Annotated in this window: 23 protein-coding genes; 5 read left to right on the forward strand and 18 right to left on the reverse strand. The window is 48.2% G+C overall.

The window, feature by feature from the left end; translation table 11 throughout:
• Positions 1 to 27 precede the first annotated feature (27 nt).
• The 5 genes from IQ257_RS06645 to IQ257_RS30675 form a co-directional block, all read right to left on the reverse strand.
• Positions 28 to 396 (reverse strand): hypothetical protein, encoded by a 369-nt coding sequence (locus IQ257_RS06645; RefSeq protein ID WP_193872323.1) that lies wholly within the window; start codon positions 394 to 396, stop codon positions 28 to 30.
• A complete protein-coding gene (locus IQ257_RS06650) occupies positions 393 to 935 on the reverse strand; it encodes a hypothetical protein (RefSeq protein WP_193872324.1) in 543 nt (180 codons plus the stop codon). Before IQ257_RS06650 ends, IQ257_RS06645 begins: the two co-directional genes overlap by 4 nt.
• 257 nt (positions 936 to 1192) lie before the next feature.
• Positions 1193 to 1444, reverse strand: coding sequence for a hypothetical protein (locus IQ257_RS06655; protein ID WP_193872325.1), 252 nt, complete (start codon positions 1442 to 1444; stop codon positions 1193 to 1195).
• A 63-nt stretch (positions 1445 to 1507) separates the two neighbouring features.
• Complete coding sequence (locus tag IQ257_RS06660) at positions 1508 to 2293, reverse strand: hypothetical protein (protein ID WP_193872326.1); 786 nt, start codon at positions 2291 to 2293, stop codon at positions 1508 to 1510.
• Positions 2286 to 2414, reverse strand: coding sequence for a hypothetical protein (locus tag IQ257_RS30675; protein ID WP_265584439.1), 129 nt, complete (start codon positions 2412 to 2414; stop codon positions 2286 to 2288). The genes IQ257_RS06660 and IQ257_RS30675 overlap by 8 nt, the downstream gene beginning before the upstream one ends.
• Positions 2415 to 2457: 43 nt before the next feature.
• Between IQ257_RS30675 and IQ257_RS06665 the strand changes: the two genes are divergently transcribed.
• Together IQ257_RS06665 and IQ257_RS06670 are read left to right on the forward strand one after the other, a co-directional pair.
• On the forward strand, positions 2458 to 2934 hold the full coding sequence (locus IQ257_RS06665) for a helix-turn-helix domain-containing protein (protein ID WP_193872327.1): 477 nt from the start codon (positions 2458 to 2460) through the stop codon (positions 2932 to 2934).
• Positions 2935 to 3406: 472 nt separating this feature from the next.
• Positions 3407 to 7000 carry a plasmid replication protein, CyRepA1 family gene (locus tag IQ257_RS06670; protein WP_193872328.1) on the forward strand — a complete coding sequence of 1198 codons (3594 nt, stop codon included), beginning with the start codon at positions 3407 to 3409 and terminating at the stop codon, positions 6998 to 7000.
• 125 nt (positions 7001 to 7125) lie between these two features.
• Here the strand turns inward: IQ257_RS06670 and IQ257_RS06675 are convergent, their stop codons facing one another.
• From IQ257_RS06675 to IQ257_RS06720, 10 genes are all read right to left on the reverse strand, one after another.
• Positions 7126 to 8040 carry a ParB/RepB/Spo0J family partition protein gene (locus IQ257_RS06675; RefSeq protein WP_193872329.1) on the reverse strand — a complete coding sequence of 305 codons (915 nt, stop codon included), beginning with the start codon at positions 8038 to 8040 and terminating at the stop codon, positions 7126 to 7128.
• On the reverse strand, positions 8037 to 8792 hold the full coding sequence (locus IQ257_RS06680) for a ParA family protein (RefSeq protein ID WP_193872331.1): 756 nt from the start codon (positions 8790 to 8792) through the stop codon (positions 8037 to 8039). The genes IQ257_RS06675 and IQ257_RS06680 overlap by 4 nt, the downstream gene beginning before the upstream one ends.
• A gap of 114 nt (positions 8793 to 8906) precedes the next feature.
• Entirely contained in the window at positions 8907 to 9875 is a 969-nt protein-coding gene (locus tag IQ257_RS06685; protein ID WP_193872333.1) for a tyrosine-type recombinase/integrase, read from the reverse strand.
• 195 nt (positions 9876 to 10070) lie between these two features.
• Positions 10071 to 10490, reverse strand: a complete 420-nt coding sequence (locus IQ257_RS06690) for a response regulator (RefSeq protein WP_193872335.1) — start codon at positions 10488 to 10490, stop codon at positions 10071 to 10073.
• 163 nt (positions 10491 to 10653) lie between these two features.
• The gene (locus IQ257_RS06695) at positions 10654 to 12492 is read right to left on the reverse strand and encodes a type IV secretory system conjugative DNA transfer family protein (protein ID WP_193872337.1); all 1839 of its coding nucleotides are present in this window, start codon (positions 12490 to 12492) and stop codon (positions 10654 to 10656) included.
• A gap of 6 nt (positions 12493 to 12498) precedes the next feature.
• Positions 12499 to 13044 (reverse strand): hypothetical protein, encoded by a 546-nt coding sequence (locus tag IQ257_RS06700; RefSeq protein WP_193872339.1) that lies wholly within the window; start codon positions 13042 to 13044, stop codon positions 12499 to 12501.
• Positions 13037 to 14815, reverse strand: coding sequence for a hypothetical protein (locus IQ257_RS06705; protein ID WP_193872341.1), 1779 nt, complete (start codon positions 14813 to 14815; stop codon positions 13037 to 13039). Before IQ257_RS06705 ends, IQ257_RS06700 begins: the two co-directional genes overlap by 8 nt.
• A gap of 142 nt (positions 14816 to 14957) precedes the next feature.
• Entirely contained in the window at positions 14958 to 15623 is a 666-nt protein-coding gene (locus IQ257_RS06710) for a hypothetical protein (RefSeq protein WP_193872343.1), read from the reverse strand.
• Entirely contained in the window at positions 15620 to 16213 is a 594-nt protein-coding gene (locus IQ257_RS06715; RefSeq protein WP_193872345.1) for a hypothetical protein, read from the reverse strand. Before IQ257_RS06715 ends, IQ257_RS06710 begins: the two co-directional genes overlap by 4 nt.
• Positions 16214 to 16223: 10 nt before the next feature.
• Complete coding sequence (locus tag IQ257_RS06720) at positions 16224 to 18677, reverse strand: peptidoglycan DD-metalloendopeptidase family protein (protein WP_193872346.1); 2454 nt, start codon at positions 18675 to 18677, stop codon at positions 16224 to 16226.
• A 429-nt stretch (positions 18678 to 19106) separates the two neighbouring features.
• On the opposite strand from IQ257_RS06720, the gene IQ257_RS06725 reads away from it, so the two are divergent.
• Positions 19107 to 19391 carry a hypothetical protein gene (locus IQ257_RS06725; RefSeq protein ID WP_193872348.1) on the forward strand — a complete coding sequence of 95 codons (285 nt, stop codon included), beginning with the start codon at positions 19107 to 19109 and terminating at the stop codon, positions 19389 to 19391.
• 254 nt (positions 19392 to 19645) lie between these two features.
• Complete coding sequence (locus tag IQ257_RS06730) at positions 19646 to 21007, forward strand: serine/threonine protein kinase (protein WP_193872350.1); 1362 nt, start codon at positions 19646 to 19648, stop codon at positions 21005 to 21007.
• A gap of 54 nt (positions 21008 to 21061) precedes the next feature.
• Here IQ257_RS06730 and IQ257_RS06735 read toward each other — a convergent pair whose 3' ends face one another.
• Positions 21062 to 21229: a hypothetical protein gene (locus tag IQ257_RS06735; RefSeq protein ID WP_193872352.1), complete on the reverse strand. Its 168-nt coding sequence runs from the start codon at positions 21227 to 21229 to the stop codon at positions 21062 to 21064.
• 148 nt (positions 21230 to 21377) lie between these two features.
• Here IQ257_RS06735 and IQ257_RS06740 point away from each other — a divergent pair, with 148 nt between their 5' ends.
• Positions 21378 to 21992 carry a Uma2 family endonuclease gene (locus tag IQ257_RS06740; protein ID WP_193872354.1) on the forward strand — a complete coding sequence of 205 codons (615 nt, stop codon included), beginning with the start codon at positions 21378 to 21380 and terminating at the stop codon, positions 21990 to 21992.
• 21 nt (positions 21993 to 22013) lie between these two features.
• On the opposite strand, the gene IQ257_RS06745 is transcribed toward IQ257_RS06740, so the two are convergent.
• Both IQ257_RS06745 and IQ257_RS06750 read right to left on the reverse strand, forming a co-directional pair.
• Positions 22014 to 23588 (reverse strand): AAA family ATPase, encoded by a 1575-nt coding sequence (locus IQ257_RS06745; protein ID WP_228060484.1) that lies wholly within the window; start codon positions 23586 to 23588, stop codon positions 22014 to 22016.
• A gap of 107 nt (positions 23589 to 23695) precedes the next feature.
• Positions 23696 to 24403: a LuxR C-terminal-related transcriptional regulator gene (locus IQ257_RS06750; protein ID WP_193872355.1), complete on the reverse strand. Its 708-nt coding sequence runs from the start codon at positions 24401 to 24403 to the stop codon at positions 23696 to 23698.
• Positions 24404 to 24781 lie beyond the last annotated feature (378 nt).

Here is a 24781-nt window from a genome sequence, read left to right on the forward strand (position 1 = left end):
TTCTAATTCCCCCTTCCCCTTTACCCTTTACTTGATTTGACCGAGGGCAAATCCCAGCACCAACGAACTCAAAACTGATACCCGATAGGTCAGCTCCAGAAAGTTTGTTTTCTGCAAAATCTCTGCCCACGTAAATCGGCGTCTGTTGAATAAGTTGCGATGGTTCTCACGAGGAATGATTTCGTTCAACTCGGAAAGAAACCACAATCCCCAATAACCCACTGCTACCATTAGACAGGTACAAGCAAATATTCGTCCGAGCGTTGGAGTTGTCCAACTCTGTAGGATGGCTATCTTGATCAGTCGGCTAGCTAGGGAGCTAGCGAAGAATACACTGGCTGAATGCGCCCAATGATGGTTTACCGTTTCGTCGGTTATCCGTTGGTGAGAGTTCATTTGTTACCTCCCACACTTAGAAGCCTTTCCAACAGTCCCTTGACTTGAGTCCCTCTGAACTGCCGCTCAGAGATGGGAACTCCACGAGCAGAAGCTATTAGCTCCAAGTTATCGTTGTCGAATTCTCTGACATCAACCTCAATGCTTATGCCCCGTAATTCCTCGCTCCATTTTTCGAGCATGAGCTGAGTGCGATTCTCGATATAATCAAGCTCATTCTCTGCGTATTCGAGCATATTTGAGGCGATATCCCTTTGAACTAATGCTGTGTCAATCTTGAGTTCAGAAATATCCCTTTGGATTTCGGTCTGGTAGTATTCATTGCTGGCTATCTCAACCCCTATCTCTGCAATGTCGGCTCCAATGCTCTCCGAATGAACTTCTGCCCCTAACCGTCGTAATTCATGGGCATACTTTTCCTCTATTAGTTCGATTTTCTGGACTTCGTAGTCCGCATAACGAACCCGGCTAGCTGGTTTTTTGGCGACGATGCCTCGTGGTAGGAATTGGCTCTGGGCTGCCAATCTGTCAGATACCATAATTTCCTTGCTCCTTTGTAAAATTGCTTTTAGCAGAAGCTAGCAGCAAGAAAAACTTACCGCTAGCCCCTGGTACGCAAGAATGGTTGTTGCTCAATGGGCTTGCTGCTTGTCCAGAATTTCAGAACATTCTCCCCAATGCGTTTTGGGTTGCGGCGTGGAGGGTTGCTCGCTCACTTTCCAGCTATGCCACACACTCCACTCTTGCGCCCTGACCATGGCGCTTTCGCATAGTTTGTTCGGGTAAAGTCGCGGCTTCAGTTACTCCCAGGCTCTCTGCTTGCTGCCTGAGTCCTCTGAGTGCTTGTATCATGGTTATTTAAAGCTCCTGATTCTTTTGGATTTGGGGAGTTCTTGGGCGATCGCGTCTCTTGGCGGGGACGGGCGATCGCCTCAAGCTCAAGGTCTTGTATCTGCTGTAGTCGCTCTATCCCTTGCTTAGCTAGGTCGTTGCGACCCATAGATAGTGCTGCGGAGATATTACGAACCAGCAATTGGTTTTCATTCATCGGGTACGTCCTCCAAATTGCTGTTTTTCTTTTTTCAGAGTAAAAACGGGACGCTAAAGACAATCAGCCCTTTGATGAGGAGCCACCAGAGCCGTTTCCCCCTTGCTTTGGGACATTGTGCTTGGCTTCGAGTGAGTCCCAGTGAGCTTGATAGATTTGCTTGTAGTCCCGGAAATCCTCTGTTGAGTGCATTACTGCCATCCGTGCCACCCGACGACGACGAATCTGGCGATTTTGCAAGTCTTTGAGTTCTACCGCCTCAAATTGCTCCTCTAGCTCAGCCTCGACCTGCTCAACTTCCTCTAGAAGTGCTTTGTCAAGGTTTTCTTGATCCTCAAACTCTGCCTTGGTTTCGTCATAGAGGGAGAGCCAATCAAAATCAGGGCGACTCATCGGAGAAGGACTCGAGTTAATCAACCCTCCCCTGAGTGAGGGGGACTGCTCCTCTGGGTCTAGTCCCTCCTCTGGGTCTAGGTCTACTTCCTCCAGTGAAGAGGGTTTTGATGCTAGAGCCTCAGCAGGACGAAGCTTAGAGATGTTAGCTTTCCATTCAGAATAGACACCACCAGCATCACGGAAGTCCTTCAAATCGGCTATCTGCTGCCGCACAAACTCTGTGTGTTTGCCCAGCCGCTTGAACGCTGAATAATCGAACCAGTTCCAAGCTGAGCGCACTTCTGCCGCCCATTGCCGCACTGTGCGAGTCGAGGCACCGAAGATACTCGCTAGCTCTGGGGTCGTGTACAGGTTTTCGCTAGAGAGAGCGGCAAGGGTGGCATTCCCGCCTTTAAGCGGCACTACCTTGTTTGCCGGAAGTTCAAACTCTTGTTTAGCAAAGTTTTCAGCCATTTTTTAGTCTCCTTTTCGGGGTTTGCCGCTTGATTGCCATTGCTATGCCTTCAGCTTGCCGTGGCATTGCCGTGGCATTGCCATTTCGCTTCTGGTTTGATGCTAAGATTATTTTGTTCAATTGTCAATACAATTGTTTTTTAAAATAAACAAGAGGACGGTTAATGACCCGTGTTAATCTGATTGGAGGTCTAAACAAGTGTCTGGAATTGACTCCTCAAGCTCAAGAGCGGCTATCCATGCTCTGCCGAAAACTTAGGGGCAGTAAACCTCTACGCAAATTCACCCCGCAGGTAGGTGTGTCTCCTTCGGCTTGGAATGGATGGGAGAACAAGAAAGGCAATTTGGGAATGGACAATGCTGAAAAGTTGGCTAGCTTTTGTGGCACTGGAGTAGATCAATTGCTGCTTTACCTAAACGGTCAGTACAGCCTCGAAGAATACCTGCGCTTATCTTTGCCACCCGAAATAGCTCAGCCTTCTTCTAAATCTGCTGAACTCAATACCACAGTTGAGCAGGTTCTGCAGTGGATGAACGGACTAGAACTACCAGACCTACTACGAATAGTCGCTAAAGGAGCCAAATTAGCAGAGCAGTCATTCTCTTACTCTCAAGACCTAAACAACCAAAACAAAAAGTGATCACACTTGGCAATGCATCCGTTACAAAGATTTACACTGCAAAAAGCGCCGAAATCCGACTTCTCAGCGCCCGAAGCAGTTTATTATCATGGTAGAATTCCAACCCGCTTGCGGAGCGAGCATTTACCACACTCAAGGAGGTGGATGGAGATGAGTTAACTTAAAATGGCTCGGTGAGCCAGTTAACAGAGCCTATAACCCATAGGAGCGGAACCTCTAGGTTTCTGGCTTTCCGTGAAGCAGATAGTTTGGCGACTTGACCCTTCACTTAAAGCAGAACCTATCGGTGGCTGCTGTCTATTTTCTTACGTCCATCATAACAGGATGTGAGAAAAGGTCGTCAATTCCTTTGCTCGTCTTTAGACGGGTGAATGTAAAGATTTATAAATAAAATCCTTCGTCCTTAGCCCAAAGACAGCCACACTCAACGGTTCCGGCTCCTGTTGTCACACCGTCATTCAGGAAGCCAGCCATGAAACGCCCCGATTACATTTGTTCAGATCACTGGAACGAATGGAGAGAAAGCCAGGTCGATGCCGACATCATCGCCCTCAACGTGCGCTCCAACGTAGACCCCTATTCTTTTCTGTGCTACGGTTTACCAAAAAGTGAACGCCGCAATGATGGCAGATTGCGAGACAAGTGGATTTACCTGTATGGAAACTTAACTGAAAATTGGGCAGTGCGGGGAATTGATGTCCTCAATCTGCAATCGGAGAGTGAGTGGGGTTCGATAAAACCCGACCATCCGAGGATTGATACTAGCAAAAACAAGCCCATCAAATACGAGCATCCCGCCAGAGTTTCCACAGAAATTTTCGCCCTACGAGTCCCCCAGCACATCTGGCAGGAGATAGCTTCTCGGTGCGGTGTACCCCTGCCATCCCCCATCGAAGCCATTCATTTCTGGCAATGGGTGATTGAAAACAAAGACGTACCCCTGATCCTCACGGAAGGAGCCAAGAAAGGCGGAGCCATCCTCACTGTCGGCTATGCTTGCCTTGCCCTGCCAGGAATCTTCAACGGCTATCGTCAACAAAAAGATGCATTTGGATTCCCCACAGGCAAAACTCATCTAATCGAACAACTGCAAGTCTTTGCCACTCCCGGCAGAAAGATTTACTTTGCCTTCGATAACGATTCTAAGCCGAGTACCCGCGCCTCCGTCAAAACCGCGATCGCTAAAACTGCCTGGTTATTCACCCAAAAGGGCTGCCACTGCTATGTTATTGACTGGGAAGGCTACCCAGAGAAAGGGGTAGACGAACTCATCGCCGCTCACGGCGCTTCCACCTTTCACCATCAGTTTAATGAAGCCAAAAGCCTGCATCGCTGGCAGGCTATTCAATATCGCCAGCTTACCTACCCCATTAGCTTTCATCACGACCCCACCCAAAAATACCTCAGTAACTTCACCGCGCCCAGCAACGCCAAACTCATCTGCTTAAAAGCTCCAAAAGGCACAGGCAAAACCGAATGGCTGGTTAGACAAGTGCTCAATGCCATCTATTCAGGTCAGAAAGTCCTAGTCATCAGCCATCGACGACAATTAGCACGGGCTTTATGTGAGCGCTTCGGCATCGATTACCTAGAAGACGTTCGCACCAGCGACACCCAAGGCGTATTCGGCTACGGGCTTTGCGTTGACTCAATGCACGCTCAAAGCTTAGCAAAATTCAAGCCTGAACAGTGGGAAAATGCCCTCATTATCATCGACGAATGTGAGCAAGTGTTCTGGCATTTGCTCAACGCCTCCACTGAAGTCAAGCGCCACCGAGTTGAAATCCTTAAAAACCTCAAAACCCTAGTCACTAACGCTCTATCCCCTGAAACAGAAGGCAAAGTTTTCTTAAGCGATGCCGATTTAAGTGACTACTCCATTGATTACGTTATCTCTCTAGCCGGGATAAAAGTGCAGCCCTGGCTGGCGTTGCACACCTGCACCCAAGAATCGGACTGCTATGACTGCTATGTCTTTGGCGGCAACAACCCAACGGATTTAGTTAAAGCTCTGTGCAATCATATTGAAGCCGGGGGCAAACCCATGGTCTGCTTATCCTCTCAGAAAGCTAAAAGTAAATGGAGTACCCTCGTCCTTGAAGCTCAACTCCAGCAACTGTTCCCCGACAAACGCATCTTAAGGATTGATGCAGAATCCGTCTCAGATCCTCTCCACCCCGCCTACGGGTCAATCGCCTCTCTCAACGAGATTTTACTCAACTACGACATCGTACTAGCTAGTCCGGCGATTGAGACAGGAGTGAGTATTGATATCCGAGGACATTTTACCTCCGTCTGGGGCATTGGTTTGGGAGTTCAGCCCGAAAATTCCTTCCGGCAATTCCTGTCTCGCCTGCGAGAAGCCGTTCCCAGATTTATCTGGCTTGCCTCCAGGGGCATCGGTAAAATCGGCAATGGTTCGACCTCAGTCAAGTCCCTGCTAGCGTCACAGCATTCCTCTGTTGCCGCCCACCTGCAACTGTTACTCACCTGCGAATTACCTGAAGACATCAATACCAATTTCCAACCGATATCCTTAACCACTTGGGCGCGGTTCGCTGCCCGCATCAATCAGGGGATGAATGCCTACAAAGAGTCGGTTCTAGAAGGACTCATTGAAGAAGGACATCGGATTATTCCTACAGATTCTGACCAGAACCTTCTGCCTTCTTCTGTCCAGCCGCTTCATCAACAAATCAAAGCCACTCGCGACCAACTTTATCAGCAATATTGTCAAGACGTAACCCAAGCCCCTAACCCCGATGATAATGACTACCAGCAATTAGCATCTAAGCGTTCCCGAACCCAACAGGAACGTATTGCCTATCATAAAGGTCAGCTTGTCCGTCGCTATGGTCTAGAAGAGTTCTCCCCTTCCCTGGTTGAGTTTGATGACGATGGCTGGTATGCCAAAATACGCCTGCATTATTTCCTGACTATGGGTAAGCCTTATCTAGAGTCAAGAGATTTAGCCGTTGCCCAGCGATACATTCAACAGGGAGAGGGCGCTTTGTGGACTCCCGACTTTGCCTATAGCCAGTGGGGTGCGGCGGTGCGGGTGCTGGAGTTTTTGGGCATATTGGAGCTGCTTGACCCCACCCTAGAAGTCAGTAGTGTTTCTCCTACTATCGTGGAGCTGGCGCAAAAAGCCCTGCAAATATCCTGGCTGATTGAGTGCATTTTGGGTCTGAGGATTAGTGAAAAAGATACTCCCATCGCCATTGTTCAAAAGCTGCTGGGGAAGTGTGACTTAAAGCTGGAATATCTAGGACGCTACGGGTCTACCCTTGAGCGAGTTCGGGTCTATGGGGGAGTCCTGGTGAAGGATAACCGCTTTGATATTTTCCAGCAGTGGAGCCAGCGAGATAGTCTGGCGGCACAGCATCAAGCAGCGACGCGAGAGTTTCACTCTGGCGAGGCAGACACCGTTGCCACTACCAAAGCCACAGCTTCACCTGACCCAGAAACCGTGTCCACCCCCCTTAATATATATATATATAAAGATAAAGGGGGTATGGACATGAACACTCCTCCAGGCGAAGCCACCCCACACCCCACACCCGGAGCGCCCATTCCTGCCCAGCCTGTAGAGGTAAGGGGCAACTCCGGGCGCTCCCCAAGTGAAGATTTGGTGTTCTGCCATTTATTTCTGGCTGACTTGCAAACCGGGGCAGAGGCGTTCAGTTCAGCTCAAGAGGTTCTTGAACGGTTTTGTGAAGCCGAGAGTCGGGGGGAGTTGGTGATAGCGGCACTGCCAAGGGATTACTGGGAGCAAGTTTGTGGGTTGCTGCCCCAGGTGCTGGAGGTACTGGAGGCAACAGAACATGAGTTGCCGCAAAATGACCCGTCACCTTTTCGTTTAAAGGGTGCTGCAAGGCTTCTGTTGGAAGCGATTTCTTATGGAGTACAAACGGTTCGGTGCGTTCTCAAGCGTCTGTCTGTTGAGGAACGATGGATTGCCTTGTTTCAGCTAGAGGAGCAATGTGGTGATGCCTTTGCTCATTTGGAACAGGTAGACCCGCTGTTCTGGGAATGGGTCGGTACTCTTGAGCCTGTGGTAGAGTGAATGCAACCAATTTCAGAAAGAACAGGATTTGGCATCACTTGTGTTAAGTGTCGTATTTGCACTGCGGTTGCTTCGAGAAAGCTAAGGTTTGTTTGATGACTTGATACAAGGCTCACCCCTCTTCGCTATTCTGCAGCAAGTATCGCTTCCATCTCCTCCAGCAATGCCTCTAGGCGCGATCGCTTTTTGGGATCTTCCCAAAACTTAGCTTTTTGAAGACGACGGTATGTTGCATCCATCTGCTTCTTTAAAGGCGGCTGTTCCGGCGCTTTTTGTTCAGCCTTAATGCGCTCTTTTATCTGAGAGAGAGACAAATCTTCTTGTATAGCTGTCTCCAACAACGCGAGGCGCGATTCGGGGTCTTTCACGCGAGCGATAACCTGGGCTTTGGTGTAAGCAATCTCTCCCTTCCGCAAAGCCTCCATCACCTCTTGGGGCAGATTGAGCAGTGGCAGCCGATTCTTCACAAAAGATTCCCAGGTCATCAGCCCTAATCCAGTAAAGATGTCTTGGATGACCTGAGCTTCAGCCTTACCCATAACGTTATGCGTAACTTTTCCTTCCGTCTCATTCTGCATTCGGTGCAGAATCTTAATCGCTGCCGACGTTGACTGTCCCAGTTTGAGGGCAATGAGCTGTAAAACCCCTTCCGTCTCCTCCACCGGGTTGAGATCTTCCCGGTGGAGGTTTTCAATCAGAGCTAACTGCAAAGCCTCCTCGTCACTCAGTTGCCGCACCACGACTGGCACATTAGTCAGTCCCACTTCTAGAGCAGCTCGGTAACGTCGTTCCCCTGCAACCAACTCATACACTCCCTCACTCAAGCGTCGTACCAACAGTGGCTCTAAGATGCCATGCTCCTTTACTGACTGCACCAACTGCTGCAACTTTTGTGGGTCAAAGTAACGTCGGGGTTGCTGTTGGGGTAACTTAATCGCCTCTATTGCCACCGATTCCCCAGTTGTTGGAGCGTCTGCAAACAAAGCATCTAGACCAAGACCTTTGATTTGGCGGTAGGGTTGACTCACTTTAGACTTCATTTCAAACCCTCCATAGCTCCAGCAATTTGCTGCAACGTGGCAAGAGCGGGATGTTTTTTGTTGTAATCTGCTAGGGGGACATGAGCCTCAGCCGCATCGGCGAGAGCTGTAGAGCGAGGGATAGGTGGAAAGACTTTGCCAAACTGAGACATTTGCTCGTTGATCGCTTGCAAAGCTCGTACATCCTGGGAGTTGGATTTGGCATACATGGAGGGGACAAAGCCTGCGATTTCTAGCTGACGGTTGGCTCTCGACTTCACCCGTGCCACTGTTGAAAGGAGAAGTTCGGTGCCGCAGAAGGCTTTGTACTGAGTTTGGATGGGTACCAGGACATGAGTTGCACTCACCAAACTAATGTAACTCAGCAAACCGAGGGAAGGAGGGCAGTCAATCAGGATAAAGTCATATTGCTCGTGTACGGGCTTGAGGGCGTCCCGGAGACGGATATCCCGCATATCTGCCATTACCAGCTCTAACTCAGCACCGCTTAATTTGATATTGGCGGGAACCAAATCCATGCCGTGAATGTTGGGGTGGATGGGTAAGGGGCGATCGGCAATCACGGAATCGTAGATAGTTTCCGTCAGCTCAGATGGTTCCAATCCCATGAAAAGTGTCAGTGACCCTTGAGGGTCTATGTCTACCAGAAGGACACGGTGCTGGCGCTGTTGTAGGTGGTAGCCGAGGTTCATCGTCAACGTACTTTTGCCCACGCCCCCCGACTGATTAAATAAGGCAATAATTCGGCTCACTCTTGCAACTCCTCTAAAAGCTTGAGTTGTTCGCTCGTCACAAATTTAGTAAACGTTATCAAAAAATAGGGGAGTGAGTTACACTCTAACAGAAGTTCAGCTATTGTTCGTCACTCAAAGAGTTGGCGGTTCTTCCCCGATCGCCTCATAAAAAGCACGCTCCGCCGCCGCCGATAGAGCACGTTTGGCATAGCGCTTGAAATTAGCCTCTGACTTGTGACGAGTTAGAGTTCGAGCGTGCAAGCTGTCGATGCCCTTCAATAACAGCTTTGTAGCATAAGTATGCCTCAAGCGATGCGGCGTCAGGTTCTCAATTCCCGCCAATTGCCCCAACCCCTTAATCGTGTAATAAATCCCCTGATATCCCAGCCGTTCTCCTTTACCGGGAACTGGACTTTGAGACAAAAATAGCGGACGATGCTTAGCGTAGCGCTCTCCCAAGTGCCGTCGCTCCTTTAGGTAAGCATTGAGACACTCGCGGGCTTGTCGATTGAGGGGAACAGTGCCGCCGCTATCGTCTTTCCCTTGGCGAATCGTCAAGCGTATCCCGTCATAGTCTCCCAGATTGAGGGCTGCCACTTCTCCTGCCCGTAACCCATGTAACAACACCGCTACTAGGGCTGTTTCCCGATACTGGCGCTCTGGTAGAAGTTGCTCCACAGCGGCGACAAGCGCCTCCACCTCAGACTCCAAGAGGTCAAACGCTGGCGGTGATGGCAATTTGTTCAACGCTACAGAGGAGGTGGGATTGGTGGCAAGACTGTCTGGATACGCCGCCAGCAGCCAGCCAAAAAAACTTTTCAGGGCAGAAAGCGCCCGGTTGACTGAGCTTTCTGCTAACGATTTTTCCAAGTGTTCTTTGTACTGAACAATTTGTCGGGGTGTAATTTGGCTCCAGGGGCGCTCCGTCCACGCCAAAAAGCGTCGCAGTTCCCGACGGTAAGCTTTTTGGCTGTTGGCAGTTAGCGATCGCGCTTTTAAAAATTCCTCAACCCGCACATACCGCAAATCAATCAGACCAGCACTCTTTATCGGTGCTGGCGTTTGAGGGCTAGGGGAAGACGAATCAGGTTGAGCTGGCATTTTTCTCAGGAGCGATCGCGTCCATCGCCGTTTCTATTGTCCCCTAGAAGCTACCCCCCACCATGTAAAATAAGAGAACATTATCTTACAAGGAGAGACCTCAACCGCGCTCCCGCCGCGTGACTCTTGTCGGTTTGCACATAAAGTGAAAACCGTGACACATAACGGCTCTCCCGGACTAATGGTGATTTATGATTAGCTGGCTTGCTGCAAGAAATCACGAGATTGTCGCCGGGGACTGAGGCAGGCGTAGACCAATTTCAGCAATTTTTCGGTGTCAATTGGACAAGGGAGAAAATATCCCCCGACCCCAAGAGTCCAATTGTGGTCAAGTTCCGTGTTTTGACCTACCAGGATAACTCTAGGTGCAGGCTCGAATAAAGCGTTAATTTTTTGGCAAAGTTCATAGCCATCAATACCGGAGAGCTGAATGTCTGCGATGACCAAGGGGAGAGAGGTTTCCCTTTCCGAAATAAGGTGGAGTACCTCTCGCCCATTCCGGACTACCTGCGTAACCAAACCCTGCTTAAAAAATAGCGTTACGATATCTGTAGATTCGCGCTCAATTAATCTTCCCTTGGCAAGCAAAACTACCGATTTTGTTTCTTCTGCCATAGTGATTTTTGTAATCTATCTTCTGTAATATCTCATCGTCCTAAAGGATTACTGTCTCTCAATCTCTCAAAGGGAAGAATCGTGCTAAGCCCAAGGGCAGAAAGGAAAAAAACCAGATATTCCCTATTCCCTTTGAACACAGCTCTTTAATGTACATAAACCCCTAAATGTAGCGCGAAAACAAATCCTGTTTCTCTTGCGGACTCTTCTGAGAATTCTCCTTACCCTCTGAAGCTTTCCCTTTGCCTGATTCCTCATCATCCGGTGGCATAGGCAACCATTGTCGTGCTATCTCAATTCGTGCCTCAATGGCAGCTAAAAGTTCCTCCTCAGTTGGTGTAAATTTGGCTTGCCGTTGCTCCAAAGCAGGGCGCACCTGTTCATCCCACAGCGCCTCGCTCTTGTGCCAGCGCTCAATCTGCTGGTTGGGGATAAGAATTTTCAACGGGTAAGGAACCAATGTGCGTGTAAAGCTGCCATAAGCTGGATTGGAGACAATGCAGCGCCCTTGGGGAAGCCCTAATATCTGATCAATGGTAAATAGGGGTACTTTTTGGCGATGCTCCGACCAGCTTGTAGAACGACTTCCTTTGCTGTGGCTAGTCGATTTAGTTTTATGGGTAACTTCTTTATCCCCGTAGCGCTCCGAGTACTGCTTGGCGGTGTCATTCGTACCCGGATTAAACAGAACATGGGTCGAGCAGGCAGAAGCGATCGCCTTACCCATCTTATCGCCATACCCCTCATAGAGCTGTTGCAACGACTGAATCCCCAGAATAAAACAGCCGCCATTCGAGCGATATTCGTTGACCCACTGCGGAACGTTAGAAAGGCGAATCGAGGGCAGCTCATCCAGGCTAACAATTAACCCCTCCTGGCGCTTAAAAGACAAATTCTTCACCACCATCATGTGAATTGCCGCCGCCACCACTGGACCGACGACGTGGCGGCGTTCATCATCCAACTTAAACACCACCAACGTCTTGCCTTCGATTTTTGGGGGAATACTAGAGGCTCCCATCAGTGAGGGTAGCAAATCACGTTGAATAAAACTGCTGAATGTGGCGCTGGCGGTTGTGAGGATACCGGAGATTGTCTTCTTTGCGTGTTTGGCACTCAAAAACTGATTGAAGGAAGTGGCAACCCACTGATTAATCCGACCCGATTGCACCCCATAATCAAGGCGTTCAACCAAATCAGGAAGACGGATAATCCCATAGAGCATCGCTAAATCATGATAGTGCGGATCGGGGTAAGATTTAACAAGCTGAATTAAGGCTTTCGAGAGTAATGCTCCGGCTTTCGAGAAAAATGCATCTCCTTTTTCTCCCGGCTTCTGGGCATTGGCATTAATCACCGAGGCAATTTCCCCAGCCATAGTGCCGTCTTCGGGTCCGGTGAGGTAGTTAAAAATGTTGAATGAATCGCTGTACTTCTCCCCCGGCGCAAACACATAGATTTTATAACCGTACCGTGCGGCTTGGGAGCCGTGCAACTGAAGCTGATCGCCCTTTTTATCGTAAAGCAGAATCGGAAGCCCCTGCTGCATAGCGCTTTCAATCGCTGGATCGATAGTGGAGAAAGACTTACCACTTCCCGGTTGACCAATCACCAGCATGGAGCGTTGCATATCGGGAAGCCAAAGGGTTGAGGGTTGACCGAATAGTGCCTGTATTCTGGCGCTCCAATTTTTCAGCTTTCCCCCCAACCAGTAGCGGGGTTCGCCACACCACAGGGTAACTTTATTCGTTCTAGCACGGCGCTGCTGAATGGCTTTATTGGTGGCAGCAAGCTTTTCTGACCCCCCGGCGATTCTGCCAGAGGTAATTTTAGAGGAGGAGCCAGCAAATCTGGAAAGGATGAGCAGAACCAGGAAGACGAAGAGCATCATGTAGCCTTCAGGGTTATTAAATTGCTTGAGAAGTCCAACGGGATCGATGCCCACTGGAGATGAGTCTTGCTCCTCCTGGGCAGTAGCTAAGATCGGGTTAAATGTCAACATGATTAACTAGATTGCTTCAGTACTTGATCGTTTGACTTGATAGTCTTCGTTGCTGCGGTTAAAACACAGATCGAGGCGTTTGAAATAGCCCTTTATTGCTGGCTGCCAAGTGCGAACACAGGGTAAGGGCTGCGGCTCGGTTTGTTCCTTAGATAACGGAGTAAATAACTGTCGTTCTGGTGGAACATGGGGGTCTAAATAATGTTCAAAAACGGGCTTGACTAAAGAATCTCCCTGCATCCATAGCCCGACATACAAGCATCCCCACGCCCCGCACAAATCAGGGTGGTTGAAATTCACGATCGCTAAACGGTTGTTCTGGCTGCCCTTGACCTGCCAAACTTTAAGCTGGGAGCGTATTGGCTCAGGGTCGGCTTTTGTATAATCTGAAATGATTTGGGTGACAACCGATTCGGGTAAAGCGTTTTGGGATTTCCATGCCACAGAAGGAGAAGCCGCACATCCGAATAATCCGATTAGGGAGGTCGTTGCTAAAGCGATCGCCAGCCCTACCCTAAACCAATTGACCAGTGGCAAAATTTTCTTAATCATTGCACTTGTTTTTGTCTACGGCTTCCTCAAAATAAATTTGGCTAACCTTAATGGCTGCATCCTCTAAAGAGTCAGATGTGTTAATGGCAGTTAAGTATGAAGAGTTCTGAGCGTCGGCTCCAATTCCACCTAAATAGCTGTAGACGAGCTGAAAAAGTAAGCGTTTTTGCTCAAAGGGATGACCTGTACTGAGTTCTGTCTTCTGACTGAGTTGTTTGAGAATTGAGCCAACTTGCTCAAATAGTCGCGCATCTTGCTCTAAAGGAGGGAAATGGTCAAGCAACGCTGACGTATCAACGGAGTGACCAGCATTGACCTTGGCTAACCATTGGGGACTGACAACTTCTGCGGGTAAATTAGAACTATGATGCCCATACTTACCAAGCCGCCGTCCGCAGTTTCTGTTGGCATCACATCCATACGCCCCAATTGAGTCATAATCAAAGCCAGAGAGTTCAAAAAAAGAAGCGATCGCCTTGGTCGCGGTGCGAACCTCAATCCCGTTAAATGCCAGAGATAGCTCCGATGTTTCAGAGGGCGAAAGCTCACAGGTTTGACTGGGGGAAGCCCGCTCAATATCCGGTGTGATTTCTGCCAAATCTCGCTCCTGGTAACGCGGCTCTCTGCCGATAAAGATGGTAGAATCCTGGCTATAGGTCAGCAACGGAACCGGACCAATTTGATAAGGCGTAGCTCCACAGTCATTAACCCAGCGAAAATACAGCGCTGTGTCAACTTGCCCCTCTTCTAAGCGAGTCAAGACAACCTTAAAAGCCTCTCCAAAAGGATGCCGTCCCGTGGGTTCTTGCCCCCCCTTCAAGCAACCATAGCCCCCCTCAAGCTGCTGAGAGCCGCCACCAACCCAATAATAAAAATTCCCAGTCTCGTCTTCATCTTCCGCCGGGAGTTTGGACAACTTAATGGACTGACAATTTCCCTCAGAGCAGGGAACATTAAACCCATAAGTCGATGAACCAGAAAGTGTGTTCTTAATCAGGGTTGTCGGATTCTTATCAACTTCAACAATTTTCATCGCTAAATCCCCTCTTGGCTCAACAGGAATTGGATATTTGCCCAAGGGTAAGTTGGCTAAGCCAGGAACATCTTTAACCAAAACCTGCTTCCACCCTTCAAACTTTTCGAGGGGAATACCCATTAGATTGGGAATATCTCCAACTTGATAAGGGGCTAAATTAATCTCATTAAGCTGAACCTTCCGTAAAAGTGGGTGAGTTTGGAGAAGTTGTCCGAGTGTTATTTCCGGCTCAAGTGTATTAGCCTTGTGCTGCACCAACTCTTGTAATAAAGCGCTAGTATGAATGACTTGTGTCCTCATCCCAGGAACAGTATCAGCCAGCCATCCCAATGTTTGTTGAGCCGCTAAAGGAAAACTAGATAATCTCGTTTCGCTCAAGTCTTCCTCAAGGTGAGTTTCAATGCTTTCAAGGCTTAATACTTGAACCTCTAGGGCATTAGCCAAATCTCCTAATGTCAGGAACCAATCAGGAGTTTGACCCTTGCGCCAAGTTCTACCCAAAGCTTCACCAGAACTCTGAATAGGTGGTAAATCCCTCAGACCAATTTGATGCCACGCTGGAATTAAAATCGGGTCTTCAGTCGTATCGGTGTTATCTCCCAATATTTCTGTAGGGATAGAGGATTTAGCTATAAATGAACGTGCATTATCCGGTGGTAATCCTATCACAATAACCAAGCAAATGCTTAATGCAAATAAACTCAACCCTGTTAATTTTTGCCACTTGTACCACATAGTTATTAGAGAGAGATGAAAATTTTATTTCTCCTTCTGCCTTCTGCCCTCTGCCCGATTGGTGAGCGTTCGACTGCCCTTCGGCAAGCTCAGGAACCGCGCTCACGCCGAAGTCCTGTCGAACCACTGCCTTCTGCCTTAATTAGAGATTAGGAACACGCCCATCGGGATTTTCAATTGCTGAATTTGCCATTTGGATCATCTCTTGTTTGGAGGCTCCCTTAACTCCAACTTCATAGCGATACTCTCCTTCGAGCCAAACCACCTTGGCTTCAGTCAAATAGGCTCCAACAAACCAAGGGAAGAAATAGCCTTGGATACCCTGTGCCAATTCGACGGTACTTGGGGGAGAGGGAGCGCGTTGAGAAAATTCCAAGTCAGAACTTTTCCACGCTTCAAGTTCGGCATCAAGTGAGGGAGTATTGGCATTTGTTTTAAAGCCTTCAATTGAGGCATACCGACAAGCAACCACATCCCCACAATTGGGGGAAGCGATGACAATTTTGTACTGGGCTTTTTCCGAGGTTCCCTGAATAAGTTGTGCCACCAATCCTTCTTTTCCGACTTGCTGATTACTCGGTGGAATATAGCTGGGTAATCGCAGCGGGACTTCATTGAGTTCAAGTTGAGGGCGGACATAATAAAAGAAATCATGCCAAGGAGCCACAGCTTCTTCAGATAAAGTAATTTTCGTGGCTTCTTCAGCTTCAGATTTAATCCCTGAATGGTTTTTGTTTTTATCGGCACAACTGCTGAAGACTAAACCTATTGATAAAAGAACCACAAAGAGTAAGGTTGTTAGGTTCATTCTTGGTTAACTCCTTCAACTCCAACAACAATAAGGTTGTCAGGAACTTGAATTCCCAACTCTTCTAAAGCTTGCACATATTCTGCGGGTAAGTAAACGTCAGTAGTTGGGTCGCTGGCATGAGCGATAAAATCGGAACGAAAGGCTTCTAACCCTCCTGCCAATTCAATGGCTTTTTTATAGCGTTGTCTGGCTAAATCAAGGGCAACAGCTTCAGGAACGTAGGCACTCAGCGCCTTTAATAAAGACTCCTCTTTCGGAATCAAAAGCTGGCAGGACGTTTCTTTAATCGCCGCAATTGTATCCCACCACTGGTTATCTTCTTGTAGTGAAATGAGCTGATAGTTGCCACTCTCACCCCAAAGAAGATACTGACTAACAGAGCGATTTCTCAGACAAGGGGTTAGCTCATCAGGAAGTTGAGCAATGTCTAGAAAGACCGGTTTGGATTCTGAAACAGGAGTTGGGGATGAGTTGGACGCAACGGTAGTATTATTGTTTTGATTAAGAGCGAATCCACTGCCGACAACAAGGGCGACAAGGGCAGCGATTAAGAACAAGCCAGTCAGTTTTAACCATTGAGTTTTCATTTGCTTCTCCTTATAGTGGAAGGTAGGGAGCCGGATTGGTATGTTTCCCGTTTTTGCGAACCATGAAATCAAGGTGGGGACCAGTGCTATAGCCAGAACTGCCCACCCCAGCGATTTGCTGCCCTTGAGAGACTGCCATCCCCTGACGGACACGAACTGAGCTGGCTGCCAGGTGGTTATACTGGGTCACAAGTCCATTGCTGTGACGAATCCAAACTTGATTGCCCCAGCCACCGCCACAAGGATCGAGTCCGGTGCCATCGCTACAGCCTGTGATGACCTTAATGACTTCACCGCCGTCAGCCGCAACAACCGCAGTTCCTTTAGGAGGGGCTAAGTCAATGCCCTTGTGGAATTTGCGCGTACCTTTGAGAGGGTGAATTCGCCAACCGTAAGGACTGGTGAGATGCCCTTGGGTGGGCATCACAAAATTTCCAGTAACCACGCCGTCTCCTGGGGTGAAGTTGCCGCCGTAGGTGGGGGAGCAGCTTGGGAGAGTGGGTGCAAATTCTTGGGTAATAGCTTCGGCAGCTTTTTCCGGTTGACGGGTATCAGCATCAGTAGAGTTGGGTTGGCTATCCTGTTTTGCATCAGAGGTAGTTTCAGGCGGTTCTGTTTGCTTTTCTTGAGTAGTGGTTTCAACCGCTGCAATATCTGTGCCTTTGAGTGCCTGATAGTAGCGTCGGGCATCAGCAGCGATTTGAGATGCCTTATCCTGGTCGTTGACGATCCACCTGGCACCCACAAAATTGGCAAGACCTGCACTACTATCGATATAGTCACTGAGCGCTCGTCCAGTAAAGACGCCTGATTTCATGCCCCAGACAGCGATGAGGGCATCGTATTCCGGCGAGGCGGCTAAATCAGGGTTGTTAACAAAATCAACGCCAAAGTGATGGCTGGCTTTGCGATAGTTATCCTCTCCCGTAAGTTGCACTAGTCCACGCCCGTAATGTTGGCTTCCCGCACCATCGCCGATATTGCGAGTGGATAAGTGGCGAGTTGCCGATAGCTCGTGGGTATAGCGTCCAAGTAAGGTTTCAGTTTCAGCCGTGGCTAGGATATAAGCAACCTGAGCTGGATCGGTGACTCCTTCAGCTTTAGCCGCTGCAATCAGGCGGGGGATTGACTCCGCAGCATACTTGTGCAGGTGGGCGGGAGCTGCCGCGATCGCTCTGTCTACGGCTTTGCCACTGGCAAAAGAGGCGGGTGCGGAACCACCACCTTTAGCTGAAAACCCGGCTGGACAGGGACTAACTCCCGCTGCTGCTAGAGCGGCTTCAAGTTGAGCATCGAGGCTAGCGGGTGGATCACCAAGTTCCCACGGCTCTGAATACCCGCTGGGTTCCCCTCCCGGCTCCATACCGATGAAAATATTATCGTTGACGCTATAGGATAAAAACGGAATCGGTCCAAGGAAGTAGGGGGTGCAGCCACAGAGGGTGCAAAACCGGAAAAATAAAGCTGTATCCACTTCATCAGTGGTTTCATCCGGCTCCATCACCACCACCTTGAAGGCATCCCCAAAGGGAAATCGCCCCGTTGGTTCTTTCCCGCCATTGACAACCTGCAAACAACCGCTACCGCCTTTGACAGCTTGGTATTTTCCCGAAATCCACTGCTTACCCTCGGATGCTCCTCGTTGCGCTCGTCCGGAGTTCTCTAAGTCATCGAGTTCGATATAAGCACAATCTTGATCAGGATCAGCACATTTAACTGGGGCGTCACCCCCAGAAATGGTATTATCCCGACTAGTTTCCGCTGTACCATACACCATGTCAATTCTCATGATGGCTCCCCCTAAGTTCAGGGAATTGGGGAAGGAATTCAGGGGGACATCACTTAATCCAGGAACTTCTGAGAGCTTGTTTTTTTCCCACCCAGCTAAATCTTGAAGCTGCGCCTTATCTAAATTGGGAATTTCGCTAATCGAGAAAGAGGATAAGGAATTTCCGAGTTCAATTAGGCGTGAATCGGCTAGCCGCTCCGATTGTGCCAGTGCTTCTCCAAGGGAGATGTCGGAATCGGCAAAGTTAAAGCCTCGACTCCGCTCGGCTTTAACATCGAGCGGAGTCGAGATGTCAACACCTATTTGAGCAGCTAAAAATGAGATTGGCTCAATATCCTTGACTGGGAAATCGCTCAAATGAGGAACGGCGTCCTTTAGCTGTTCGAGGGTTGCATTTGTCGCTAGGGAAAACTCACTGAGGGCGACATTATCAAGATTGAGTTGGGAAATCTGGCTAATTTGTGCAAGGCTGAATTCCTCCGGAGCCAATGAGCGACTTAAGTCTTCCAGGGTTAGGAATTGGTCAGGAGTTTGACCTGCAAACCATTGCCGTCCCAGTTGTTTGATTGCCCCAGAACTTTGAATTGGGGGAAAATCGTTAAAGCCAATTTGCTCCCAATCGGGGATTCCTGTTTCTGTATTATGAGGGAGTTCAGAATCAGAAGATTGAGCCATTTTTGGCGTAGAGGCAAACAGCAAGACAAATGCTAGCAACACCCCTATTAGCAAAGGGATGACTTGGAGATTCTGCTTACTTCTACGCCTGTGCCACACCATGGGGCTCTCTATTTCTCGACATCTGTGTTCTTAATACAGACGTTAAGGGAGTGCCAAACAGGAGACTACATCTGGAGATAGACTTAACTTAAACCGAGGGATAGACTTGAGAAGTGCGATCGCCCTAGCACTCGACGCACCACCAATTCTTGACCTTCATGATGTAGTCGCACCCGTTGCTCAAACACCTCGCCCGTTTCAACCTTTCCTTTGAGAGTGCAGTTCCTCCAAAGCTTCCCAAGACATCCCTTGGTGTTGGCGAATCACATGCGTAAGCTTGTCTATTAGCAATTCCAAACAAGAACCCTCGTGTACACATAACCCGCCATGGCTTGCGGTGGCTTGCATCAAGGATTCTTCTTCGCCTCTGGTTTAATTACGCTTCCGGCTATGTCGTTGATTTACGGGTATGGATTACCGTTAGTCGCTACGGTTTTAATTGAATCCTTTATCTTGTGCAAACGAGAGTTGATTCCTTACCGCAAAGCTTTTTTGATAGCAGGTTTATTAAAGCCGAAGCATCCTCGTCTGGCGGCGACGGTGATGTCGATGCAGGTGGGTTCCTTTGGAATTATTCCCATGGCTTATTATTTGATGCAGCTTCAAGGGTAGGTAGGCGTTGGTTTAGGGGGCTAATGTTAGTTATTTTTGAAACGCAGAGGTAGCGCTGACGCGCCGCTATTGCTAACGCAGAGGGAGAGAGTTAAATGACTGTTGATACAAATAAGCGTTATCAACATTCCCAGTAATGCCGAAAAAGTCATGGTTATGTTTGTCTCTGGATAATTATTGACCCCCTGGCTACACTAAAGTATAAAAATTCATGATTGCACCAGATAGGGTACACCGTCAAATGAGGTAATCTCGTGTTCAATCCCGATCAACGCTTAAACGAACGTTATCAACTGCAACAAAAATTAGGACGCACCGCCGCAGGGCGTCAAACCTGGTTAGCGACTGATCTACAGTCCAACGAACCAGTTACGGTTAAACTGCTGGCATTTAGTCCAGAGATGGAGTGGGACGAACTTAAACTCTTTGAACGGGAAGCACAGGTTTTGCAAGCACTCAATCACCCGCGTATTCCGCGTTATCGGGATTATTTTTCTCTAGATCGAGAGACAGGGTTAAATTTGCCGTGGTTTGGACTGGTGCAAGACTATATTCCCGGTTTTTCCCTTCAAGAATTAGTAGATAAAAATAAACGCTTTAGCGAGGAACAGGTTCGCGCTATGGCTATTCAAATTCTCGATATTCTGATTTATTTACACGAACTGAGTCCCCCAGTTCTACACCGAGATATTAAACCCAGTAATTTAATTTTAGGGGAAGATAAGCAGGTTTATCTGGTTGATTTTGGCGCGGTGCAAGCGCAAGCAGCGGTTACAGGAGTCACGTTTACTGTTGTGGGTACGAGTGGTTATGCGCCCTTAGAACAGTTTTGGGGACGTGCGGTTGCAGCATCTGATTTATACGCCCTAGGCGCTACCTTAATTCACCTGCTAACGGGTACAGCCCCCGCTGACTTACCGCAAAAAGAAGGACGCATTCAGTTTCGCGATCGCGTTAGTCTCGATTCTCACTTGATCCGATGGATTGAGCAGATGACTGAAATAACCTTAGAAAAACGTTTTAGCACGGCTCAACAAGCACTCGAAACCCTTGAATTTGGATGGACTCAACCTGCTAATCCAGCTTTCCGTCCTGAGATGAGCAGAATGGCTCAACCCTCTGGTAGTCTGATTAAACTCCACAAGTATCCAGAACGATTAGAAATCACAATCCCAGCTCCTGGAATCAGAAAATTAACTCAATTTGGTTTATTAGATTTTCTCCTGCTTTTATATTTATCTCTGGCTGTACTGATAGGTCTTGTTGCAGGCATTCTATCCTTTTTGTCCACTCACTTAAACTATGCATTGTTATTGTCAGGACTTTTAATCCTTTTATTGTCTCTCCTTGGCAAGTTTTTAGGCGAACGGACTCTTGTTATCTTTGATCGCCACCACAATTGTTTTGAAATTCAGCGACAGACAGGCTTTTTGAACTATGGGAAGCAACGGCAAAAACTAACAGATATTTGGAGTGTCTTCTTAAATAATCGGGGAACCGTTTATGAAGTCAGGATTCGTTCCCAAGCTCGGATTCATAGACTGGGTGGAGCTTTGGGTGAAAATGAAAGTGCTTGGTTGCTCCAAGAAATCCAGGATTGGCTGAGTTTCAACTAATCTAGGCAAAGGACTTCAGGGCAGTAGGGGCACGACATGTCCATTGGTGTCAACTTAAGGGAATGATGCCCAAATTTGCTGAGAGCGAGCGAGATTGTCTCGATGACCCCAGGAGATTTTTCGCTTCAGACCAACAGGCGATTTCACTACTGTAGTACTCTCAGGACTCAGGCTCCTTCCATCTCCTTGAAGTGCGATCGCTCCTTGAATCAGCTTCCACATTCGTGCAAAGTTCGACGAGTTCAGGGATAGCCGCACTATCTTCTGATACTCCCACTCGATGAAAGGCGATCGCGAAGAGGAGCCTGTAAAATCTGTTAGTTATAGGGTAGGCATCATTCACCCAATCCCTAGTGTGTCAGAGGTCAAGATGGTACAGACACCTGTCAGTCGAGAAAACCAAACCCTATTGATCGAGTTGCCCAAGTCGATTGGGCTATATGTCACCCAGGAACAGTTTGCCGCTTTAGCCGCAGCCAACCGAGACTTGAGACTGGAAAGAACCGCACTTGGAGAGTTAATTGTGAACCCACCAACAGGTTGGGAAACTGGGAAACGCAATTGGAGTATTTCGGGAGAATTGTATTTGTGGTGGCGTAATGCGGGCGAACCCGGTGAAGCCTTTGACTCCTCAACTGGCTTCATTTTACCCAATGGTGCGATTCGCTCTCCCGATGCCTCTTGGGTAAGTCAAGAACGATGGGATGCACTGACTCCGGAACAAAAAGGAACGTTTGCGAATATCTGCCCGGATTTTGTGGTTGAATTACGCTCTAGCTCAGATACCCTCAAGTCTGTGCAAGATAAAATGAAGGAGTATATTGACAATGGCGCTCTCCTGGGCTGGTTACTTGATCCGCAGCATCGGCGGGTAGAAATTTATCGACCGAATCTTGATGTGGACGTGTTGGAGAATCCGGCTGAGTTGTCTGGTGAAGCAATGTTACCGGGTTTTGTGTTGAATTTGCGTCGGGTGTGGGCTTGAAAATTGACCGTCTTTCCTAATTTAGCCGAAAAGCTCTTGGGGTGAATCAGCAAATTTTGAGGTATCTTTCCCCGTAGCTGGACGTGCAAAGGTGGCTTGATTGCGAATTTCCCAAATTTGTGCCTCGTCTCGGATCATCGCTGGGGTAAACAATTTACGCTGATAGAGTAAATCTTTCGGTTCAATGTGCAGTTGTTTGGGAGCTTGACCCGTCCGTTGTTTATGACAGTGGAAAATTCGCTCAGCCGTCTGCCGAACCGCGTTTCCAATCTCAGCAGGAGTTGTTAAATTGTATTCGCGCAGAAGAGTTCGCCAAGTGTCTTCGCTCCAGGGAGAAGCATCCTCGTGAAACTGCAACGGAAAGTATTTACGCAGGTGAATGTTGAAGATATCATATCGCGCTCCCTTATGGGGCAGATCCACAAAGAAAATGCGTTCCTCAAAGCGGCGAATTAATTCTGGTGGCAGGAAATGCAAACGGTTGACTGTTGCCACCATAAACACAGGGGCAGTCCGTTCCTGCATCCAGGTTAACAAGCGTCCACTCAACCTTCTCGCTACCCCACCATTAGCGTTAGAATCCCAACCAGAAAACCCCTTGTCAAAGTCGTCCCAATAGAGGACACAAGGCGAAATAGACTCGGTAATTTCCAGAAGATTACGAAGGGCAGAGTCTGGGGAATCAGCAAATAGCAACGCTCCCCAATCCGCAGCGATGAGGGGAATGCCCATTCTCTTAGCAGAAAGTTTAGCGGAAAGGCTTTTCCCTGTTCCTGGAGGTCCCCATAGCAAGATACCCTTGGGAAATTCGAGATTAAGCTGTTGCGCCTTTGGGTCAAGCAGGGAAACGACCTTTTGCAGTTCAAGGTCAAGCAAATCTAGACCGCCTGTGACTTCAACATCGGGTTGACCTAAATACTCTAAACCTTGTCCTCTGAGTTTATTAATCTTATGCTGCAAGACTTCCTGGGCTAACTGAGAAAGCGTATCTGCAAAGGCTAACGAGCGCTGCAAGATTAAATCAATCTCCCCGCTAGAAAGTCCCCGACAAGCATTGAGTAGGTTCTTTTGAGCGTCTTCCGATTGCGCTTCCCCAAGCTGTTTGTTCTCTTGACAGAACGTGAGAATTTGCTGCCAAATCTCTTGAGTCGTTGGTAGGGGTACTCGTAGGAGCGGGATAAGGGATTGCAGTTCGAGGGGAAGTTGAATGTAGTCCTCTTCCCAGAAAATGAAGAATTGCTGCTTATCGGGGAGCCAGCTAAGAGTATCGAAGATGTTTTTAAGCTGAAAGCATCTCTGTTGTTGAGGGTAAATATCCCGGAGAAAGCCTTCGATGACAATAATGCCTTCAATCTCTGCCGATACCGAAGGGAATTCTAAGTCGGTAAGCTCCCCCCTTAAGGCATCTCCTTCTCGCTGAAGTTGCCGCAGGGTTGGCGAACCGGGATTGCCAAAATAAACGGGGAGATTCATCAGCTCTCCCCAACAGTGAAACTGCTCAAAAATTTTTTGACGATTGCCAGAGTGGGATTCCAAGGCTGTAATTTTAGTTCCGGCTTTAGCCAAAGGAAGCCAGTCGTGAAAATGTCGCATCATTCCTGCCTATCTCTAATTGCATCTGGAAAATATTCTAAACAGCGACATCTTCTTCCTACCTCTCATGAAGGGTCTATTTGCCAGGGGGAACTTCCCGACCCAATTAATTAGTTGACCAATCCTAAACGTAAAGCTCGAATAGCGGCTTGAGTTCTATCATTACAAGCCAATTTATCTAGGATGTTGCGAACGTGTGTCTTGACCGTCCCTACCGTTACATAGAGGCTTGCAGCAATTTGAGAGTTGTTCTTTCCTTCCACAATAAGCTGCAAAACTTCCATCTCTCGCTCTGTAAGCGGAGTGGACTCAAGGATTTGGTGATAGTCTGGCTCCCCTTCAATTATGACCTGATTGATGAGCTGCTTGCCCTTCCCGTTATTTAAGAGATTGGCTCGATTGAGGATGAGCTGAGCAATGCGAGGATCGATCCAGATCTCTCCGTCAATGACGACTTTGATGGCTTGGACAAGCCAATCCAAACCGATAGAGGTTTGTTTGGTACAGTAGCCGCTTCCGCCAGCGGCAAAGGCTGAAAATATACTGTCTTCTGCTTCACTAGATGTGAGGAAGATAACTTTTTTGTCAGGCACGAACTCCAGATACTGTCGGGTTAAATCTATCCCGTTCTTATCGGGCAAAACAATGTCAATCAGTGCCACATCAGGTTTATAAGCTAAAAGTAAATTTAACCCTGATGTGGCATCAGGAGCTGACCCAACTAAGTCGATTTCTGGATAGGCGGCTAAGGAGAGTTCGAGACTCTGCCTCATCAGCTCGTGATCTTCGACAAGGGCAGTTGTGATTCGTTTTTCCATTTTTACAAGGGAATAACCATCAAGATGACCAGTCCAATGAGAGCCGTTGTCAAAGCTCCCAAAGGATTGGTGTTCCACTTACATAGAGGGCAAATTAGAAGGGAAACACCCAGCAGAGTTACAGCACTCTTGGGAACGCTTCTGAACAATAAGACGCCAAGACTGCTACAAGAAATCATCAAAAACCATTGGCAAACTTTGATGATTAACGGAAGTTTGCGAACCATGATGTAATTTATTATATAGTGTTAACATCCAGAGAGTGCCTGCTCTAACCTCCTAAAAAAGATTAAGAATAGTGAACAAGAAAAGGGCTAAGGTTGGAGATGGCTGATTGGCTCAAAAAAGGGTTAAATATTATACAAAAAGCTGCGGAAA

It is taken from the genome of Coleofasciculus sp. LEGE 07092, assembly GCF_015207375.1.
In the GTDB taxonomy this organism is placed as follows: domain Bacteria; phylum Cyanobacteriota; class Cyanobacteriia; order Cyanobacteriales; family Coleofasciculaceae; genus LEGE-07092.